This is a genomic window from Curtobacterium sp. MCBA15_004 (genome assembly GCF_001865055.2).
GTDB lineage: Bacteria > Actinomycetota > Actinomycetes > Actinomycetales > Microbacteriaceae > Curtobacterium.
On sequence record NZ_CP126266.1, the window covers coordinates 3393574 to 3408276 of the forward strand.

At 73.9% G+C, this 14703-nt stretch carries 11 protein-coding genes; 4 read left to right on the forward strand and 7 right to left on the reverse strand.

Translation table 11 applies throughout. The annotated features are described in order from the left end of the window. The first annotated feature begins 37 nt into the window (after nt 1-37). The gene (locus QOL16_RS16035; protein WP_065959985.1) at nt 38-523 is read left to right on the forward strand and encodes a glutathione peroxidase; all 486 of its coding nucleotides are present in this window, start codon (nt 38-40) and stop codon (nt 521-523) included. 196 nt (nt 524-719) lie between these two features. After that, on the forward strand, nt 720-1664 hold the full coding sequence (gene coaA, locus QOL16_RS16040; RefSeq protein ID WP_071246076.1) for a type I pantothenate kinase: 945 nt from the start codon (nt 720-722) through the stop codon (nt 1662-1664). Nucleotides 1665-1874: 210 nt separating this feature from the next. Here the strand turns inward: coaA and glmM are convergent, their stop codons facing one another. The 6 genes from glmM to truA form a co-directional block, all read right to left on the reverse strand. Then, nucleotides 1875-3251 carry a phosphoglucosamine mutase gene (gene glmM, locus QOL16_RS16045; protein ID WP_071285385.1) on the reverse strand — a complete coding sequence of 459 codons (1377 nt, stop codon included), beginning with the start codon at nt 3249-3251 and terminating at the stop codon, nt 1875-1877. Between the two features lie 22 nt (nt 3252-3273). Beyond that, nucleotides 3274-3759 (reverse strand): 30S ribosomal protein S9, encoded by a 486-nt coding sequence (gene rpsI / locus QOL16_RS16050; RefSeq protein ID WP_065959990.1) that lies wholly within the window; start codon nt 3757-3759, stop codon nt 3274-3276. A 36-nt stretch (nt 3760-3795) separates the two neighbouring features. Then, the gene (gene rplM, locus QOL16_RS16055) at nt 3796-4242 is read right to left on the reverse strand and encodes a 50S ribosomal protein L13 (RefSeq protein ID WP_065959992.1); all 447 of its coding nucleotides are present in this window, start codon (nt 4240-4242) and stop codon (nt 3796-3798) included. A 238-nt stretch (nt 4243-4480) separates the two neighbouring features. After that, complete coding sequence (locus QOL16_RS16060) at nt 4481-7552, reverse strand: ExeM/NucH family extracellular endonuclease (protein WP_071285387.1); 3072 nt, start codon at nt 7550-7552, stop codon at nt 4481-4483. Between the two features lie 135 nt (nt 7553-7687). After that, a complete protein-coding gene (locus QOL16_RS16065) occupies nt 7688-8434 on the reverse strand; it encodes an MBL fold metallo-hydrolase (RefSeq protein WP_071246073.1) in 747 nt (248 codons plus the stop codon). After that, nucleotides 8431-9351, reverse strand: coding sequence for a tRNA pseudouridine(38-40) synthase TruA (gene truA / locus QOL16_RS16070; protein ID WP_254780326.1), 921 nt, complete (start codon nt 9349-9351; stop codon nt 8431-8433). The genes QOL16_RS16065 and truA overlap by 4 nt, the downstream gene beginning before the upstream one ends. A gap of 153 nt (nt 9352-9504) precedes the next feature. On the opposite strand from truA, the gene QOL16_RS16075 reads away from it, so the two are divergent. Together QOL16_RS16075 and QOL16_RS16080 are read left to right on the forward strand one after the other, a co-directional pair. After that, entirely contained in the window at nt 9505-10512 is a 1008-nt protein-coding gene (locus QOL16_RS16075; protein ID WP_065959997.1) for an ATP-binding cassette domain-containing protein, read from the forward strand. Next, nucleotides 10509-11339 (forward strand): ABC transporter permease, encoded by an 831-nt coding sequence (locus tag QOL16_RS16080; protein WP_083230018.1) that lies wholly within the window; start codon nt 10509-10511, stop codon nt 11337-11339. Before QOL16_RS16075 ends, QOL16_RS16080 begins: the two co-directional genes overlap by 4 nt. 94 nt (nt 11340-11433) lie before the next feature. Here the strand turns inward: QOL16_RS16080 and QOL16_RS16085 are convergent, their stop codons facing one another. Continuing rightward, the gene (locus QOL16_RS16085; protein WP_071285389.1) at nt 11434-14697 is read right to left on the reverse strand and encodes a BTAD domain-containing putative transcriptional regulator; all 3264 of its coding nucleotides are present in this window, start codon (nt 14695-14697) and stop codon (nt 11434-11436) included. Between the last annotated feature and the right edge of the window lie 6 nt (nt 14698-14703).

Here is a 14703-nt window from a genome sequence, read left to right on the forward strand (position 1 = left end):
CCTGCGGAGCACGGGTACCGGGGATAACGTTTGGACCATGGGCCGCTTCGACGACATCGCGATCACCACACTGCAGGGCGAGCAGACCACCTTCGGACAGTTCTCCGACCGGGCGGTGCTCGTCGTGAACGTCGCCTCGCGCTGCGGGCTGGCACCCCAGTACGAGCAGCTCGAGGCGCTCCAGGAGACCTACGGCCCGCGGGGCTTCACGGTGCTCGGCTTCCCGAGCAACCAGTTCCTGCAGGAGCTCGGCTCGTCCGAGGCGATCGAGGAGTACTGCTCCACCACGTGGGGCGTGACCTTCCCGATGTCCGAGAAGGTCAAGGTCAACGGCAAGGGTGCCCACCCGCTCTACCAGGCCCTCAAGGAGACCCCGGACGCCTCCGGCAAGGCCGGCCGCGTCGCGTGGAACTTCGAGAAGTTCCTCGTCGCCCCCGACGGCACCGTCACCCGCTTCCGTCCGACGACGAAGCCCGACGCCCCCGAGGTCGTCGCCGCCATCGAGGCGGCGCTCCCCGCCTGAGCCGACCGGGCCGGTCCGGCACGCGCCGGTGCCGGCAGCACCGGTCCGGCACGCGCCGGTCCGTGCAGCACCGGTCCGTGCAGCGCCGGTCCGTCGGATGGCGCGCGGACGCGCGCGCGGCACCGGACGGGAGGCGCGGGGCACGTGAGCCGGTCGGCGCACGTGCCCCGCGCCTCCCGTCTGTACGCTCGTGCCCATGCCGATCACGGAAGCCACCGTCGCGCACCCGACCCCGTTCGTGGAGATCCCGCGCGCGGAGTGGTCGCAGCTCGCGCCGAGGGAGCACCTGTCGCTCACCGAGACCGAGGTCGTGCAGCTGCGCGGCCTGGGCGACCGGCTCGACATGCAGGAGGTGCAGGAGGTCTACCTCCCGCTGTCCCGCCTGCTGACGCTGTACGCCGCCGGTGCCCGCGACCTGCACGCCGAGACGAGCCGGTTCCTCGGCGAACGCGCCGGGCGCACGCCGTTCGTCATCGGCGTCGCCGGGTCCGTGGCGGTCGGCAAGTCCACCGTCGCCCGCCTCCTCCGTGAGCTGACGAAGCGCTGGCCGGACACCCCGCGCGTCGAGCTCGTGACCACCGACGGCTTCCTGTACCCGAACGCCGAGCTCGAGCGTCGCGGGATCATGGACCGCAAGGGCTTCCCGGAGTCCTACGACCGACGGGCGCTGCTGCGGTTCGTCAGCCAGGTGAAGAGCGGCGCGACCGAGGTGCGGGCGCCGTACTACTCGCACCTGGTCTACGACATCGTCCCGGACGCCGAGATCGTGGTGCGGCAGCCCGACGTGCTCATCGTCGAGGGGCTCAACGTGCTCGCGCCGCCGGTGCACGGTCGTCTGGCGCTGTCCGACCTGTTCGACTTCACGATCTACGTCGACGCGAAGACGAAGGACATCGAGTCCTGGTACGTCGACCGCTTCCTGGCCCTGCAGCAGGAGGCGTTCGCGAGCCCGGACTCCTTCTTCCACCGGTTCGCGTCGTTGTCCCGCGAGGACGCGGTCGACACCGCGACGAAGGTGTGGCGGGCGATCAACGAGCCGAACCTGCTCGAGAACGTGCTGCCCACGCGCTCCCGGGCGACCCTCGTGCTCAAGAAGGGCGCGAACCACAAGGTGCACTCGGTGCTGCTCCGCAAGATCTAGCGGGGCGCGGGGCGCCGGGCGGCGCGGGGCGCGGGTCCGCGGCATGGCGCCGCCCAGCGCGACGTGCTCCCGCACAACGGAAAGCAGCTCGCACCACGTGATCACGTGGTGCGAGCTGCTTTCCGTTGTGCGAAGTTCGGCCCGGACGTCCGGGCCGGCAGCCAGCCGGGCCGGACGAGCCCGCCTGGCAGCGCCGCGCCGGCCCGCGCCCTACGCCGCCGCATCGAGCGTGAGCCGCTCGCGCACGACCGCCGCGAGCTCCTCGGCGACGCGCTGGGCCTCGTCCTGCGACGCCGCCTCGACCATCACGCGCACGACGGGCTCGGTGCCCGACGGCCGGAGCAGCACACGCCCGGCGTCCCCGAGCGCAACGGTGGCCGCGGTGACCGCGTCCTGCACGCCCTGGTCGTCGAGCCCGTGCCGGTCGACGCCCTTCACGTTGAGCAGCACCTGCGGGAACACGGTCATGCACGACGCGAGCTCCTGCAGGGTCTTGCCCGTGCGCGCCATCTCGGCCACCAGGTGCAGACCCGTGAGGACGCCGTCACCCGTGGTCGCGTAGTCGTTGAAGATGATGTGACCGGACTGCTCGCCACCGAGCGAGTAGCCGCCCTCGGTCATCCGCTCGAGCACGTAGCGGTCGCCGACACCGGTCTCGAGCACCGTGATGCCCGCGTCCGCCATGGCGCGCTTGAGCCCGAGGTTCGACATCACGGTCGCGACGAGCGTGTCGTCGACGAGCATGCCGCGCTCCTGCATCGACAGCGCGAGGATCGCCATGATCTGGTCGCCGTCGATCGCGTTGCCGGCGGCGTCCACCGCGAGGCACCGGTCGGCGTCGCCGTCGTGCGCGATGCCGACGTCCGCACCGGCCGCGAGCACCGCGGCGGCGAGGTTGTCGATGTGCGTCGACCCGACACCGTCGTTGATGTTCATGCCGTCCGGGTCGGCACCGATCAGGGTGACCCGGGCCCCGGCGTTGACGAACACCTCGGGCGAGACGCCCGCCGCGGCACCGTTCGCGCAGTCGAGCACGACGTGGATGCCGTCGAGCCGGTGCGGGAGCGTGCCGAGCAGGTGCACGACGTAGCGGTCCTCGGCGTCGGCGAACCGGGTGATCCGGCCGACGTCGGCGCCGGTGGGCGTCGGAGCGGACTGGTCGTGCATGGCCGCTTCGATGCGGTCCTCGACCTCGTCCGGGAGCTTGCGGCCGCCCGTGGCGAAGAACTTGATCCCGTTGTCGGGCGCCGGGTTGTGCGACGCGGAGATCATCACGCCGAAGTCGGCGTCGATGTCCGCGACGAGGAACGCGGCAGCGGGGGTGGGGATGACCCCGGCGTCGAGCACGTCGACGCCGGCGGAGGCGAGCCCGGCCGCGACCGCGGCACCGAGGAACTCGCCGGAGACGCGCGGGTCGCGCGCCAGGACCGCGCGGGGACGCGGTCGACCGGACGCCCGACGGGCGTCCGCATGGTGTCCGTGCGTGAGCACGGCCGCGCTGGCCTGGGCGAGACCCAGAGCCAGCGCGGCCGTCAGCTCGCCGTTGGCGAGTCCACGAACACCGTCGGTACCGAACAGACGCGGCATTGCGATCGGGTCCGTCGCGCGACTAGCGCTTCGAGAACTGCGACGCCTTGCGGGCCTTCTTGAGACCGGCCTTCTTGCGCTCGATGACGCGGGCGTCACGGGTGAGGAAGCCGGCCTTCTTGAGGGTGGCGCGGTTGTTCTCGCGGTCGATCTCGTTCAGCGCACGCGCGATGGCGAGGCGGAGCGCACCGGCCTGACCCGAGGGGCCACCACCCGTGATGCGGGCGACGACGTCGTAGGCACCGAGGAGCTCGAGCACCTTGAACGGGTCGTTGATCAGCTGCTGGTGCAGCTTGTTCGGGAAGTAGTCCTCGAGCGTGCGGCCGTTCACCACGAAGGTGCCGGAGCCCGGGACGAGGCGCACGCGGGCGATGGCCTCCTTGCGGCGCCCGACGGCACCGCCCGAGACGTTGAGGATCTGGCGGGGAGCGGCCTCCGAGGACGCCGGGGCGCTCTCGGTGGTGAAGCTCTCCGGGGTCTGGTCGAGGGAGTCAGCGATCTGAGCCATGAGTGTTGTCAGTCCTTGATGTCGTCGTGGCCGGAACTACTGTGCGACCTGGTCGAAGGTGTACGCCTTGGGCTGCTGCGCGGCGTGCGGGTGCTCGGGGCCGGCGTAGACCTTGAGCTTCTTGAGCTGCTCACGGCCGAGCGTGTTCTTCGGCAGCATGCCGCGGATCGCCTTCTCGACGGCGCGGGTGGGGTGCTTCTCGAGCATCTCCGGGTAGGAGGTCGCCGTGAGGCCGCCCGGGTAGCCCGAGTGACGGTAGTAGACCTTCTTGGCGAGCTTGGAGCCGGTGAGGGCGACCTTGTCCGCGTTCACGATGATGACGAAGTCACCCATGTCCATGTGCTGGGCGAAGGTGGCCTTGTGCTTGCCGCGCAGGAGCGCCGCGGCGTGGGTGGCGAGACGGCCGAGGACGACGTCGGCTGCGTCGATGACGATCCAGTCGTGCTGGACGTCTGCCGGCTTCGGGGAGAACGTACGAGTCACAGGAGTGCTGCTTTCGTGTCGAGGTGAGGAGTCCGTGAATCCCGCTCCGGTGGGTGTTCCGTGGACGACGTCCGCGGAACCGCCCGGTGGAGGGCTCATCTGACTGTCCGGCGCACGGGGCGCACAGACCAAGGTGAGAGCCTACCCGACGCGGCCCACCTTGTCGAACGCTCGCCACGACGGACGGGAGGCGCGGTGCCGGCCGGCACCGCGCCTCCCGTCCGTGGGACCCACCGGATCAGGCGGTGCGCACCTGCCGACGACGTCGTGCGACGAGCACCCCGGCCCCTGCGGTCAGCAGGAGCAGGGCCGCCGCGAGGCCGCCGCCGAGCTCGGCGCCGGTGAAGGCGAGCGTGCCCGTCGCGGGGTCGACGACCCGGATCGGCGTCCAGCCGACCAGCGAGCCGTCCGCCGCGGTCACGGCGAGGCGGTGCGCCCCGGCGGTCGTGCCGGCCGGGATCGTGACCCGGACGGTGCCGTCCGCGCGGACCGTGGCGGTCGCGAGGAGCACCGGGTCGGAGTACAGCCAGACCGCGATCCGCTCGCCGGCGCGGGCGGTGCCGACGCCGACCGTGATCGTCTCCCCGGCACGCACGGTCGCCGGGGCGGTCACGCCGCCGCGGACCGCGTCGGTCAGCGTCGGTGCGGACGGAGCGACCGGTGACGGTCCGGTGCCGGGACCGCTGCCTGCGCCCGTGCCCGTGCCGTTGCCGCCGGTTCCGGTTCCGGTTCCGGGCGTGCCGCCGGCGCCGGGCGTCCCGCTGCCGGAGGCCACGTCGAACCCGACGAGGATCGGGTCGTGGTCGCTCGCACGGTAGACGTCGTCGCGGTACAGGTCGGTGACGTTGTAGTCGTAGCGGCTGTACTCCAGACCGACCGACTCCACCGAGTTGATGTTCCAGATGTCCACGCCGGTGACGTCCGCGAGTGCCGCGGGTGAAGCGAGCACGTGGTCGAGCGACCCGCTCAGGCCGCCGAAGACGTACGACCACTCCGAGGCGTCGAGCGCCGGGCCGAGGTCGGTGTAGCCGGCCTCACGGAGGACGACCATCGGGTCCTCCTGGCTGTAGGCGTTGAAGTCACCGAGCATGAACACCCGGTCGGTGCCGTACTTCGCCTGCTCCGTGGTCGAGAACTCGGCGAGCGCCTTCGCCTGCGCCACGCGCGACGCGTTCGACGCCCCCTGTCCGTCGCCGGTGTCGGCGTCCGCACCCGAGCCGGACCCCTTCGACTTGAAGTGGTTCGCGATCACCAGGAAGTCGTCGTCCGCGGTGCCGCCGACCGGACGGAAGGCGTCGGCGACGGGCTGGCGGGCGTTCACGAAGGCGGGGTCGTCGAGGATCGTCGACTCCCCGACCGGCGCGACGCGGTCCTGCTTGTAGATCAGTGCGAGGCGGATGACGTCCTCGCTCGCGGGCAGCTTCGCGGGCGACTTCACGTACGCCCAGGTGTCCTGCCCGGTGGCGGCGTTGAGGGCGGCGACGAGCGTGCCCACCGCGGCGTCGCGGTCACGGCCGAAGCGGGCCGAGTTCTCGATCTCCTCGAGCGAGACGACGTCGGCGCCGAGGCCGTTGATCGCCCCGACGATCTTGACCTGCTGGCGGGCCAGGTCGTCGGCGTTCGCGGCACCGCGGGCGTCGCAGCCGCCGCGGACGGTCACGGGGTCGCCGTCACGGTCCGTGTAGTACGTGCAGCCGGTGAGCTGGTCGCCCGTGGTCGGGAAGTAGTTGAGCACGTTGAAGCCGGCGAGCTCGAGGTCGCCTCCGACCTGCGCGGGCGCCGCGGTGCGCACGTTCGAGAACGACGCCGGCAGGGTCGCCACCGGGGTCGCTCCCGTGATCGGCGACGTCGGCTGGAACTTCCACGTGTCGTTGCGGTAGTCGAGGACGACCGGCTTCGAGAAGGTCGCGGCGGCGCCGACCGTGACCGGGCCCTGGGTGAGCCAGGACACCGGGATCGACTGGTTCGCCGCACTGAGGAAGTTCGTGCTCGCGCCGTCGTCGAGCACCACCTTCCGTGCGGCGTTGTCCGCTGCGACCGCGGCGGCCTCGGCGCTGCCCGGTCGGGCGACCTCCGTCGGCTGGACCAGCCGCTTCGTCCCCGCGGCGAGCACGACCTCGCCGTACTGGTTCGTCGTGAAGGTGTCGGCGACCGTGTAGCTGCCCTGCGGTGCGAGGAGCATGCTCTCGAGCGACTCGCGCTGTGCGTCGGTGCGCGGGAACGCGAGCGTGGCCGGCACCGGCTGCGCGACGCCGGTCGCGGGGAGCCGCACCAGGTCGGCGGTCGACGCGACCGTGAGCTCGGTGAGGCCGTTGAACTCGGACACCTCGCCGGTCAGCCGGACGGCGTCGCCGATCGCGACGCTGCCGACCGTCGCGGCCGAGAACACGAACACGGCGTCGGACGCGGTGTGCGTGGTCAGGTCGAGCGCGCCGCCCGTGCCGGCCGTCTGGATCGTGTAGCCGTTCAGCCCGCCGGTCGGGTACACCGCCGTGACGACGCCCTCGGTGGTCACCCGCTTGCCCGCGTACGGCGACGCCGCCCCGGTGCCCTGCAGCTGCGCGACGGTGACCTGCTCGGCCGGTGTCGTCGGCGTACCGGGGTCCGGTGTGCCGGTGCCGGGCGTCCCGGTACCCGGCGTTCCGCCGCCGCTCGTCTGGCCCGCACTGTTCCGCGGCGTCGGCGTGGTCGTCTCGACGAAGTCCGCGCCGTTGTCGTCGGTGTCGGTCGTCCCCGTCCGGGTGAGGGCGTTCGGCACCGCGTTGGTACCGGTGACCGGGCGCACCGTGCGCTCGAAGGTGTTGGACGCGCCGTACCCGAGCAGGTCCACGACACCCGGGGTGCCGGTCGCGACGGCGCCGGCCGGCAACGTCAGCGGTGCGGTGCGGTCGGAGAGGGCGAGCGTCCCCGTGGTGCCGGACACGTTCAGCGAGACGGTGTCGTCGGGCGTCGGCAGGTCGGCGCCGACGGGCGTCGCACCACCGTTGCCCGGCATCGCGACGAGGAACGTCCCACCGGCGGGCACGGTCCCCTCGAGCGCGCCCGCGGTGAAGCTCCCGGTGCCGGCCGCGGGGCGGTACTGCAGCGACCACCCGGCCAGGGACACCGGTGACGCCGTGGGGTTCGCGATCTCGACGAACTTGCCGTTGTACGGGGCGTTCGCGCTGCCGCCCTTCAGGTACGCCTCGCCGATCACCAGACCGGTGCCGGCGGGGTCCGCCAGCGCGGACGAGACGGACACGAGCGGTGCCGCGACGAGCGTCGCTGCGACGGTGGCGCACAACACGGTGCGCCGGAGGGTCTTGGGCATGCTGACCTTCGGGAAGGGGAGGGGGACTCCAGCACGCTAGCCACCTGCGGGGGCGTTCAGGTTTCCGGCAGGTGAACGATCCGGTCCACCCCCGTGCAGGGCACGCCGGTCCGGTCCGCCCGGGCGCCCTCGGCGTCAGTGCGCGACCGGCACCCACTCCGAGCCGACCCGGTGCACCGCGGGCCCGTGCCCGGGCAGCACGATCTCCGGGATCGGCAGCGCCCGCGCCGACTCGAGCGCCGTCGCCCCGTCGGCGGTGAAGAACGGCGTGATCATCCGGGGCCGCGGCTGCCACGACGCCGGCTGCGTGTCGTGGTGGGTGACGACGGCGTCGCCCGTGACGATCGCACCCGCCGCGGGCAGCAGGTACGCCGTCGACCCGGCGGTGTGCCCGACCGCGGGGAACGGCGTGATCGCACGCCCCGCGAACGTGGCCGCGGTGAAGGCCGAGGCGCTCGGGACGGTGGTCGGACGGAGGGCGTCGGACCGGATCGCCCGGACCAGCCACCGCAGCACCCGCGGCGAGGCCAGGCGGCCACCGATCTCGGCGGGCGTCACCTGCTGCCGCTCGGGTCCCCGCACGTTGTCGAGCTCGTCCGCGTGCGCGAGGACCTGCACGTGCGGGTGTCGCTCGAGGATCCCCGGGATGCCGCCGACGTGGTCGACGTGCCCGTGGGTGACGTACACCCGGCGCAGGTCGGCGACGTCGTGGCCGGCCCAGCGGATCGTGTCGAGCACGAGCTCGCTGTCGGCGGGGTAGCCGGCGTCGACGAGCGCGACGCCGTCCTCCTCGGCGAGGACGACCCAGTTCGACACCGGCCCCTCGACGAAGACCACCCCGGGGGCGACGGAGACGACGGACCGGGGTTCGCGGGAGGTCATCCCCCGACGCTACCGCCGGCGGGCTCGTGCTCGGACCGGCGCGCGCGGGTCTGCGATGCCCGGGCGGCGAGGGCGTCGTCGTCGGGGTACCCGACCTCGGTGAGGGTGAGACCCTTCGCGGGCGCGATCGTGAAGGCGCTGGTCCGCTCCTGCGCGACGCGCAGCTCCTCGAGGCGGTCCGGGCCGAACCGACCCTGGCCGACCGCGATGGTCGCGCCGACCATCGCGCGCACCATGGAGTGGCAGAAGGCGTCGGCCTGGAGGCGCGCCACCAGCACGCCGTCCGGCTCGCGGTCCCAGCGGAACTCCTGGAGCGTCCGGATGGTCGTCGCGCCCTCGCGCGGCTTGCAGAACGTCGCGAAGTCGTGCAGCCCCAACAGCGTCAGCGCACCGCGCTCCATCGCCGCCGGGTCCAGACGCGCCGGGTGCCAGAGCGTGTGCCCACGACGACGGGGATCGCGGGGGGCGTCGGCGTCCGCGACCCGGTACTCGTAGCGCCGCCAGAGCGGGGAGAACCGGGCGTCGAACCCGTCCGGCGCGACCGAGGCCCGCGTGACGACGACGTCACCGTCCGGCCCTGCGATGCCGTTGATCCGCTTGACGAGTCCGTCCAGGCTGGTCCGCGGCGGGCCGTCGGGGGCCGACCGGCGCGGCCGGCTGAGCGCGCCCCACTGCTCCGCGGTGAGGTCGAGGTGCGCGACCTGTCCGGTGGCGTGCACGCCGGCGTCGGTGCGTCCGGCGACGGTGAGCAGCGGCGGTTCCCCCCAGCGGGTGAACACCGTGGCGAGCGCCGACTCGAGCGCTCCCTGCACGGTCCGCAGCCCGGGCTGCCGGGCCCAGCCCGAGAACGCCGCTCCGTCGTAGGCGACGTCCAGACGGAGCCGCACACCGCCCTGGTCGCCGGCCGTCTCGTCCACACGAGCGAGCGTACCGGGGCCGTGCCGCGCCTCCCGGCCGTCCCCGAGCAGCGCCGGACGGCCGCGCCGTGTCAGCGCGTGTCAGGACCGCGTCAGTGGCGCGTGAGCGCCCCTCGGCACGATCGACACCGACATCGACGAAAGGACCCAGCGATGACCAGCTCACCCCTCGCGGTCGAGGCGACCGGCCTCGTGAAGACCTTCGGGTCGAACCGTGCCGTCGACGGCGTCGACCTCCGTGTGGAGGCCGGGACCGTCTACGGCGTGCTCGGGCCGAACGGCGCCGGCAAGACGACCACCATCTCCATGCTCGCGACGCTGCTGCAGCCGGACGGCGGCGAGGCCCGCGTCTTCGGGCACGACGTCCGCCGCGAGCCGCAGACCGTGCGCTCCCTGATCGGCGTGACCGGGCAGTACGCCAGCGTCGACGAGACCCTCAGCGCGACCGAGAACCTCGTCATCTTCGCGCGGCTGCTCGGCCTGTCCCGCGGCGACGCGCGGCGCAAGGCGACCGAGCTGCTCGAGCGCTTCAGCCTGACCGAGGCCGCGTCCCGTCCGCTCAAGGCGTTCTCCGGGGGCATGCGTCGTCGGCTCGACCTGGCCGCGAGCCTCATCGCGCAGCCGCCGCTGATCTTCCTCGACGAGCCGACCACTGGTCTCGACCCGCGGACCCGCGCACAGATGTGGGACACGATCCGGGAGCTCGTCGCGACCGGCTCGACGGTCCTGCTCACCACGCAGTACCTCGACGAGGCCGACCAGCTCGCCGACCGCATCGCCGTGATCGACCACGGCCGCGTGGTCGCCGAGGGCACCGCCGACGAGCTGAAGTCCTCGGTCGGCACGTCCTCGCTGCAGCTCCGTCTGGCGGACGCCGACGCGGACGTCCTCGCGACGGCGGCGTCGCTCGTGGAGCGCGTGCTCGGCACCCCGGCGGTCGTCAGCCCCGAGGGAGCGCGACTGACCGCCCCGATGACGGCGCCGGACCGCGTCACCGACCTGCTCGTGTCGTTCCGCGACGCGGGCGTCTCCCTCGCCGAGATGAGCGTGCAGAAGCCGACGCTCGACGAGGTGTTCCTCACCATCACCGGCTCGCCGACGCCCGCGGACACCGCCGCGGACGACACCGCCGAGCGCACGCTCGAAGGGAGCCTCGCATGACCACGCTCACCCCCACCACGACCACCGCACCCCGGGTCACCCCGCGCCCCGGCGTCGGCTCGACCGGTCTGGGCGCGACCGTCCGCCAGTCGTTCACGATGGCGTACCGCGGGCTCGTGAAGATCCGCAGGACGCCCGAGCAGCTGTTCGACGTGACGCTCATGCCGATCGTCTTCACGGTGATGTTCACGTACATCTTCGGCGGCGCGATCTCCGGCGACGTCGGCAGCTACCTGCCCGTGATCATCCCCGGCATCCTCGTGCAGACCGCGATCACGTCGTCGGTCGTCACCGGCGTCCAGCTCCGCGAGGACATGGACAAGGGCGTGTTCGACCGCTTCCGGTCCCTGCCGATCGCGCGGATCGCCCCGCTCGCCGGGGCCCTGCTCGCCGACACCGTGCGGTACGCCATCGCGACGACGATCACCTTCGTGGTCGGCATCGTGATGGGGCTGCGGCCCGCCGGTGGCCTCGGCGCGGTCCTGCTCGCGGCGCTGCTGGTGATCGTGGTCGCGTGGGCGATCAGCTGGGTGTTCGCGTACTTCGGCGTGATCGCCCGCACCGCGTCGAGCGTCTCCGGCATCGCGAACCTCGTGCTGTTCCCGCTGACGTTCCTGTCGAACGCGTTCGTCCCGACGGACACGCTCCCCGCCTGGCTGCGCTGGTTCACCGAGGTCAACCCGGTCTCGCACCTCATCACGGCGGTGCGGGAGCTCGTGAACCACGGCACCGTCGGCGGCGACCTGTGGCTCAGCCTGCTCGGTGCCGCGGTGGTCGTCGCGGTGTTCGCTCCGCTGACGGTGCGGGCGTACATGCGGAAGGCCTGAGCGCCGGAAGGACCGGGCGGGCTCGGGCGGCGTCGGCCGCTCGAGCCCGCCCGTCCGTCCCGACCGCGGCCGACGGCCTGGGCACACCGCGTGCTCAGGCCGTCGGCGCGATGCGGACGCCCTCGAGGAGCGCACGGGTCCTGGTGACGACCCGTGCGCGCCCCCAGTCGTGCGCGAGCGGGTCGTGGTCGGCAGCCGAGGCGTCCGCCGCCTCGGCCTCGGCCGCGGCGAGCGCCCGCTCCCCCACGGCCGCCGCGAGGAGCGGACGGATCCGCGCGTGCGCGAGCACCGCGTAGTCCTGGCGCGTGCCGACCCGGGTCGCGAGGGCCCAGCAGCGGGCGGCCACGTCGGGCTGGCCGTCGCGGACGAGCGCGACGGCCAGCCCGAGCAGCGCCGTCCCGACGACCGGCAGGTCCAGCCAGGTCGACCCGAGCCGCAGCTGCACGAGTGCTCCGGTGCGCAGGCGTCGTGCGACGTCGCGCTCGGCGGCCGGGAGGCGCACCCCGCCTCCGCCGGGTCCCTCCACCTGGTCGGTGGTCGCGCCCAGGGCCTCGTCCACGGCCGCGATCCGCGCTGCGCCCGCCATGAGGCGCCAGTGCACCGCGCGGGTGCGCGGGTCCCGCAGCAGGTCCCACGCCGCGGTGTACTCGGCGGCCGCGCGCTCGGGGCGTCGCTCGTACCGGGCGCACTCGGCACCGATCGCGCGGGCGAGCACGCCCACCTGGACCGTGCCGTCGGCCGGACCGCCGCGCATCGTCACCGGGCGGAGGCGCAGGTCCTCGGCGATGGCGCGCGCCCGGACGAGGTCGCCCGTCGCCGCCGCGGCCAGGCCGACCGTCCAGCTGATCTCGTACAGGTCGTCGTCGGCGCCGAACCGTTCGAGCAGCTCCTGCGCCGACGCGGCCGTCTCGAGTGCCTCGCGGTACCGGCCGCCCTGCGCGTGCAGCTGGGTCAGGGTGACGGCGACGGAACCGGCCGTCCAGGCGTCGCCGGAGACCGCGGCGAGGTCCCGCGCGCGCTGGGCGTACCGGAGCGCGGCCGCGGGGTCGCCGGCGTTCTCGGCGAGCGGCGCGCTGAGCATCGCCCCGAAGCAGGCGACGCCCGGGTCCGGGTCGGCCCGCATCCGCCCGAGCAGCGCCGCTCCGGCCCGTTCCCCGCCGAGCACGAGCAGCAGGTCGCACTGCGCGTCGACCACGGGGTGCCCGGTGCCGCCGTCCCGCCGCATCCGCCGCAGCACCGAGCGGGCGCGGGCGGTGGTCCGGATGTCGGTGAAGGCCGCCGACGCCCCGCACAGCACGAGCGACACGACCGTCGCGGTGCGGTCGGCGGGGGCGACCGGCGCGGACCGGAGGGCGGCGATCACGTCCTGGGCGACGGCCACGACCTCGCCGTGGGTGCCGCGCAGGGTCCAGTAGCCGCCGAGTGCGGCGAAGACGTGCGCGACGGTCGGCCCGTCCTCGTCGCGCACCGCCCAGCGCAGCAGGGTGACGAGCGTCTCGGCCTCCCGGCGCACCACGCCGAACGCCGCGAGCTGCGCGGGCCCGGTGAGGGCGAACAGGTTGCACGTGGCCGACAGCTCCCGGCCCCACGTGGTCATCGCCGCCCGCACCTGCCCGGTCGTACCGCGCTCGTCGAGGCGGTCCGCCCCGAACTCGCGCACGGTCTCGAGCAGTCGGTAGCGCACCGGTTCGCCCGCCGTCTCGACGAGCTGCACGAGGGACTGCTCGACGAGCTCCGCGAGGTCGTCCGACGCGTCGGCCCGACGGTCGGGTACCGCGACGGCCTCGACCGCACCGTCGGGGACGCCGTCGGGGAACAGCGCGAGCCGCGTGAGGAGTTCCTGTGCCCCGGCGTCGAGCAGCCGCCAGCTCCACTCGATCACCGCGAGCAGCGTCCGGTGCCGCTCCGGGGCGCTCCGGTCCCCGCTGCGGAGCAGGGCGAACCGGTCGTCCAGGCGCCGCTCCACCTCGTCGACGCTCATCCCGCGGACCCGCGCGGCGGCGAGCTCGATCGCGAGCGGCGACCCGTCGAGCCGGGTGCAGATGCGGCGGACCGTGTCGACCGGGAGCACCGCACCCGGGCGGGCCGCTCGTGCACGGTCGGTGAACAGCCGGACCGCGGCACCGTCCGCCTCGACCGGCAGGGGCGCGAGCGGTGCCACGACCTCGCCGCCGATCGCGAGCGGCGCCCGCGAGGTCGCGAGCACCCGCAGCCCGGGCACCGCGGCGAGCAGGTCGGCGGTGAACGGCGCGACCCGGTCGAGCAGGTGTTCGCAGTTGTCCAGCACGAGCACGGTCGGGGCCTCGTCGAGCACCCGGGTGACGCGGCCCCACAGGTCCGTGACCACGGCGTCGCGGAGGGACCGCGCCGACCGCACCTCGGCGACCCCGAGGAGTGCCGCGAGTGCCGGCAGCAGGTCGTCGGCGTCGGTGAGCGGTGCGAGCTCGCACACCACGACCGCCGTGGTCTCCGGCAGGCCGGCGGCGACCGCCTGCGCGAGCCGGGTCTTGCCGAGCCCGCCCGGCCCGAGCACGGTGACGAGTCGCCCCCGACCGAGCTCGGCGGTCACGGTCGCGACGTCGTGTGCGCGGCCGACGAGCTCGTTCGGCGCCGCACGCAGCCCGATGCGTCGGACGGTGCCGGTCGGGGCGGCCGGACCGCGCAGGAGTGCGGCGTGCAGGGCGACGAGCTCCGCGGACGGGTCGGCACCGAGCGCGTCGGCGAGCCGCCCACGGTGCGCCGCGAACACCGCGAGCGCCTCGGCCGCACGACCGTCCGCCGCGAGGGCGCGCATCGCACCGGCCGCGGCCACGTCGTCGTAGGGCGCCGCGGCGGACTCGTCGGTCCAGACCGCGGCGGCGGCCGTCGTGTCGCCGGACTCGAGCAGCAGGACACCCAGGCGTCGGCGGAGGGCGTGCCGAGCCGCAGCCGCGCGGGCCGCCAACGCCGTGCCGAGCTCGCCCTCGACGTCGTCGCCCGGTGCCCCGGTCCACCGGTCGAGCGCGGCCCGGACGGTCTCGAGGTCGGTCGCGTCCACGGCGCGCTCGGCAGCGTCGAGGTCGACGGTGTCCTGGCCGGGTGCGAGCGCGTAGCCGGTGGTGGTGGAGACGACGAGCCCCTCGGCCGTGCTCCGTCGCAGGCGGGACACCATGGTCTGCAGGGCCGCTCGCGCTCCCCGGGGGCGGTCGTCACCCCAGAGCGCGTCGATCAGCGAGTCGGTCCCGACCGCGTGGCCCTCGGCGAGCACGAGCGCGACGAGGAACGACCGGGCGAGGGCACCCGTGACGGGCACGCTCCCGCAGTCCGGCCCCGCGACGGTCACCGGTCCGAGGACGGCGACACGGGACGCGACGGGCACGCGCCG

Excerpts from the sequence above, each read along its gene's own strand:
- QOL16_RS16035 (WP_065959985.1), top strand. The coding sequence starts at position 38 with ATGGGCCGCTTCGACGACATCGCGATCACCACACTGCAGGGCGAGCAG.
- coaA (WP_071246076.1), top strand. The coding sequence starts at position 720 with ATGCCGATCACGGAAGCCACCGTCGCGCACCCGACCCCGTTCGTGGAG.
- glmM (WP_071285385.1), bottom strand. The coding sequence starts at position 3,251 with ATGCCGCGTCTGTTCGGTACCGACGGTGTTCGTGGACTCGCCAACGGC.
- rpsI (WP_065959990.1), bottom strand. The coding sequence starts at position 3,759 with ATGGCTCAGATCGCTGACTCCCTCGACCAGACCCCGGAGAGCTTCACC.
- QOL16_RS16060 (WP_071285387.1), bottom strand. The coding sequence starts at position 7,552 with ATGCCCAAGACCCTCCGGCGCACCGTGTTGTGCGCCACCGTCGCAGCG.
- QOL16_RS16065 (WP_071246073.1), bottom strand. The coding sequence starts at position 8,434 with ATGACCTCCCGCGAACCCCGGTCCGTCGTCTCCGTCGCCCCCGGGGTG.
- QOL16_RS16075 (WP_065959997.1), top strand. The coding sequence starts at position 9,505 with ATGACCAGCTCACCCCTCGCGGTCGAGGCGACCGGCCTCGTGAAGACC.
- QOL16_RS16080 (WP_083230018.1), top strand. The coding sequence starts at position 10,509 with ATGACCACGCTCACCCCCACCACGACCACCGCACCCCGGGTCACCCCG.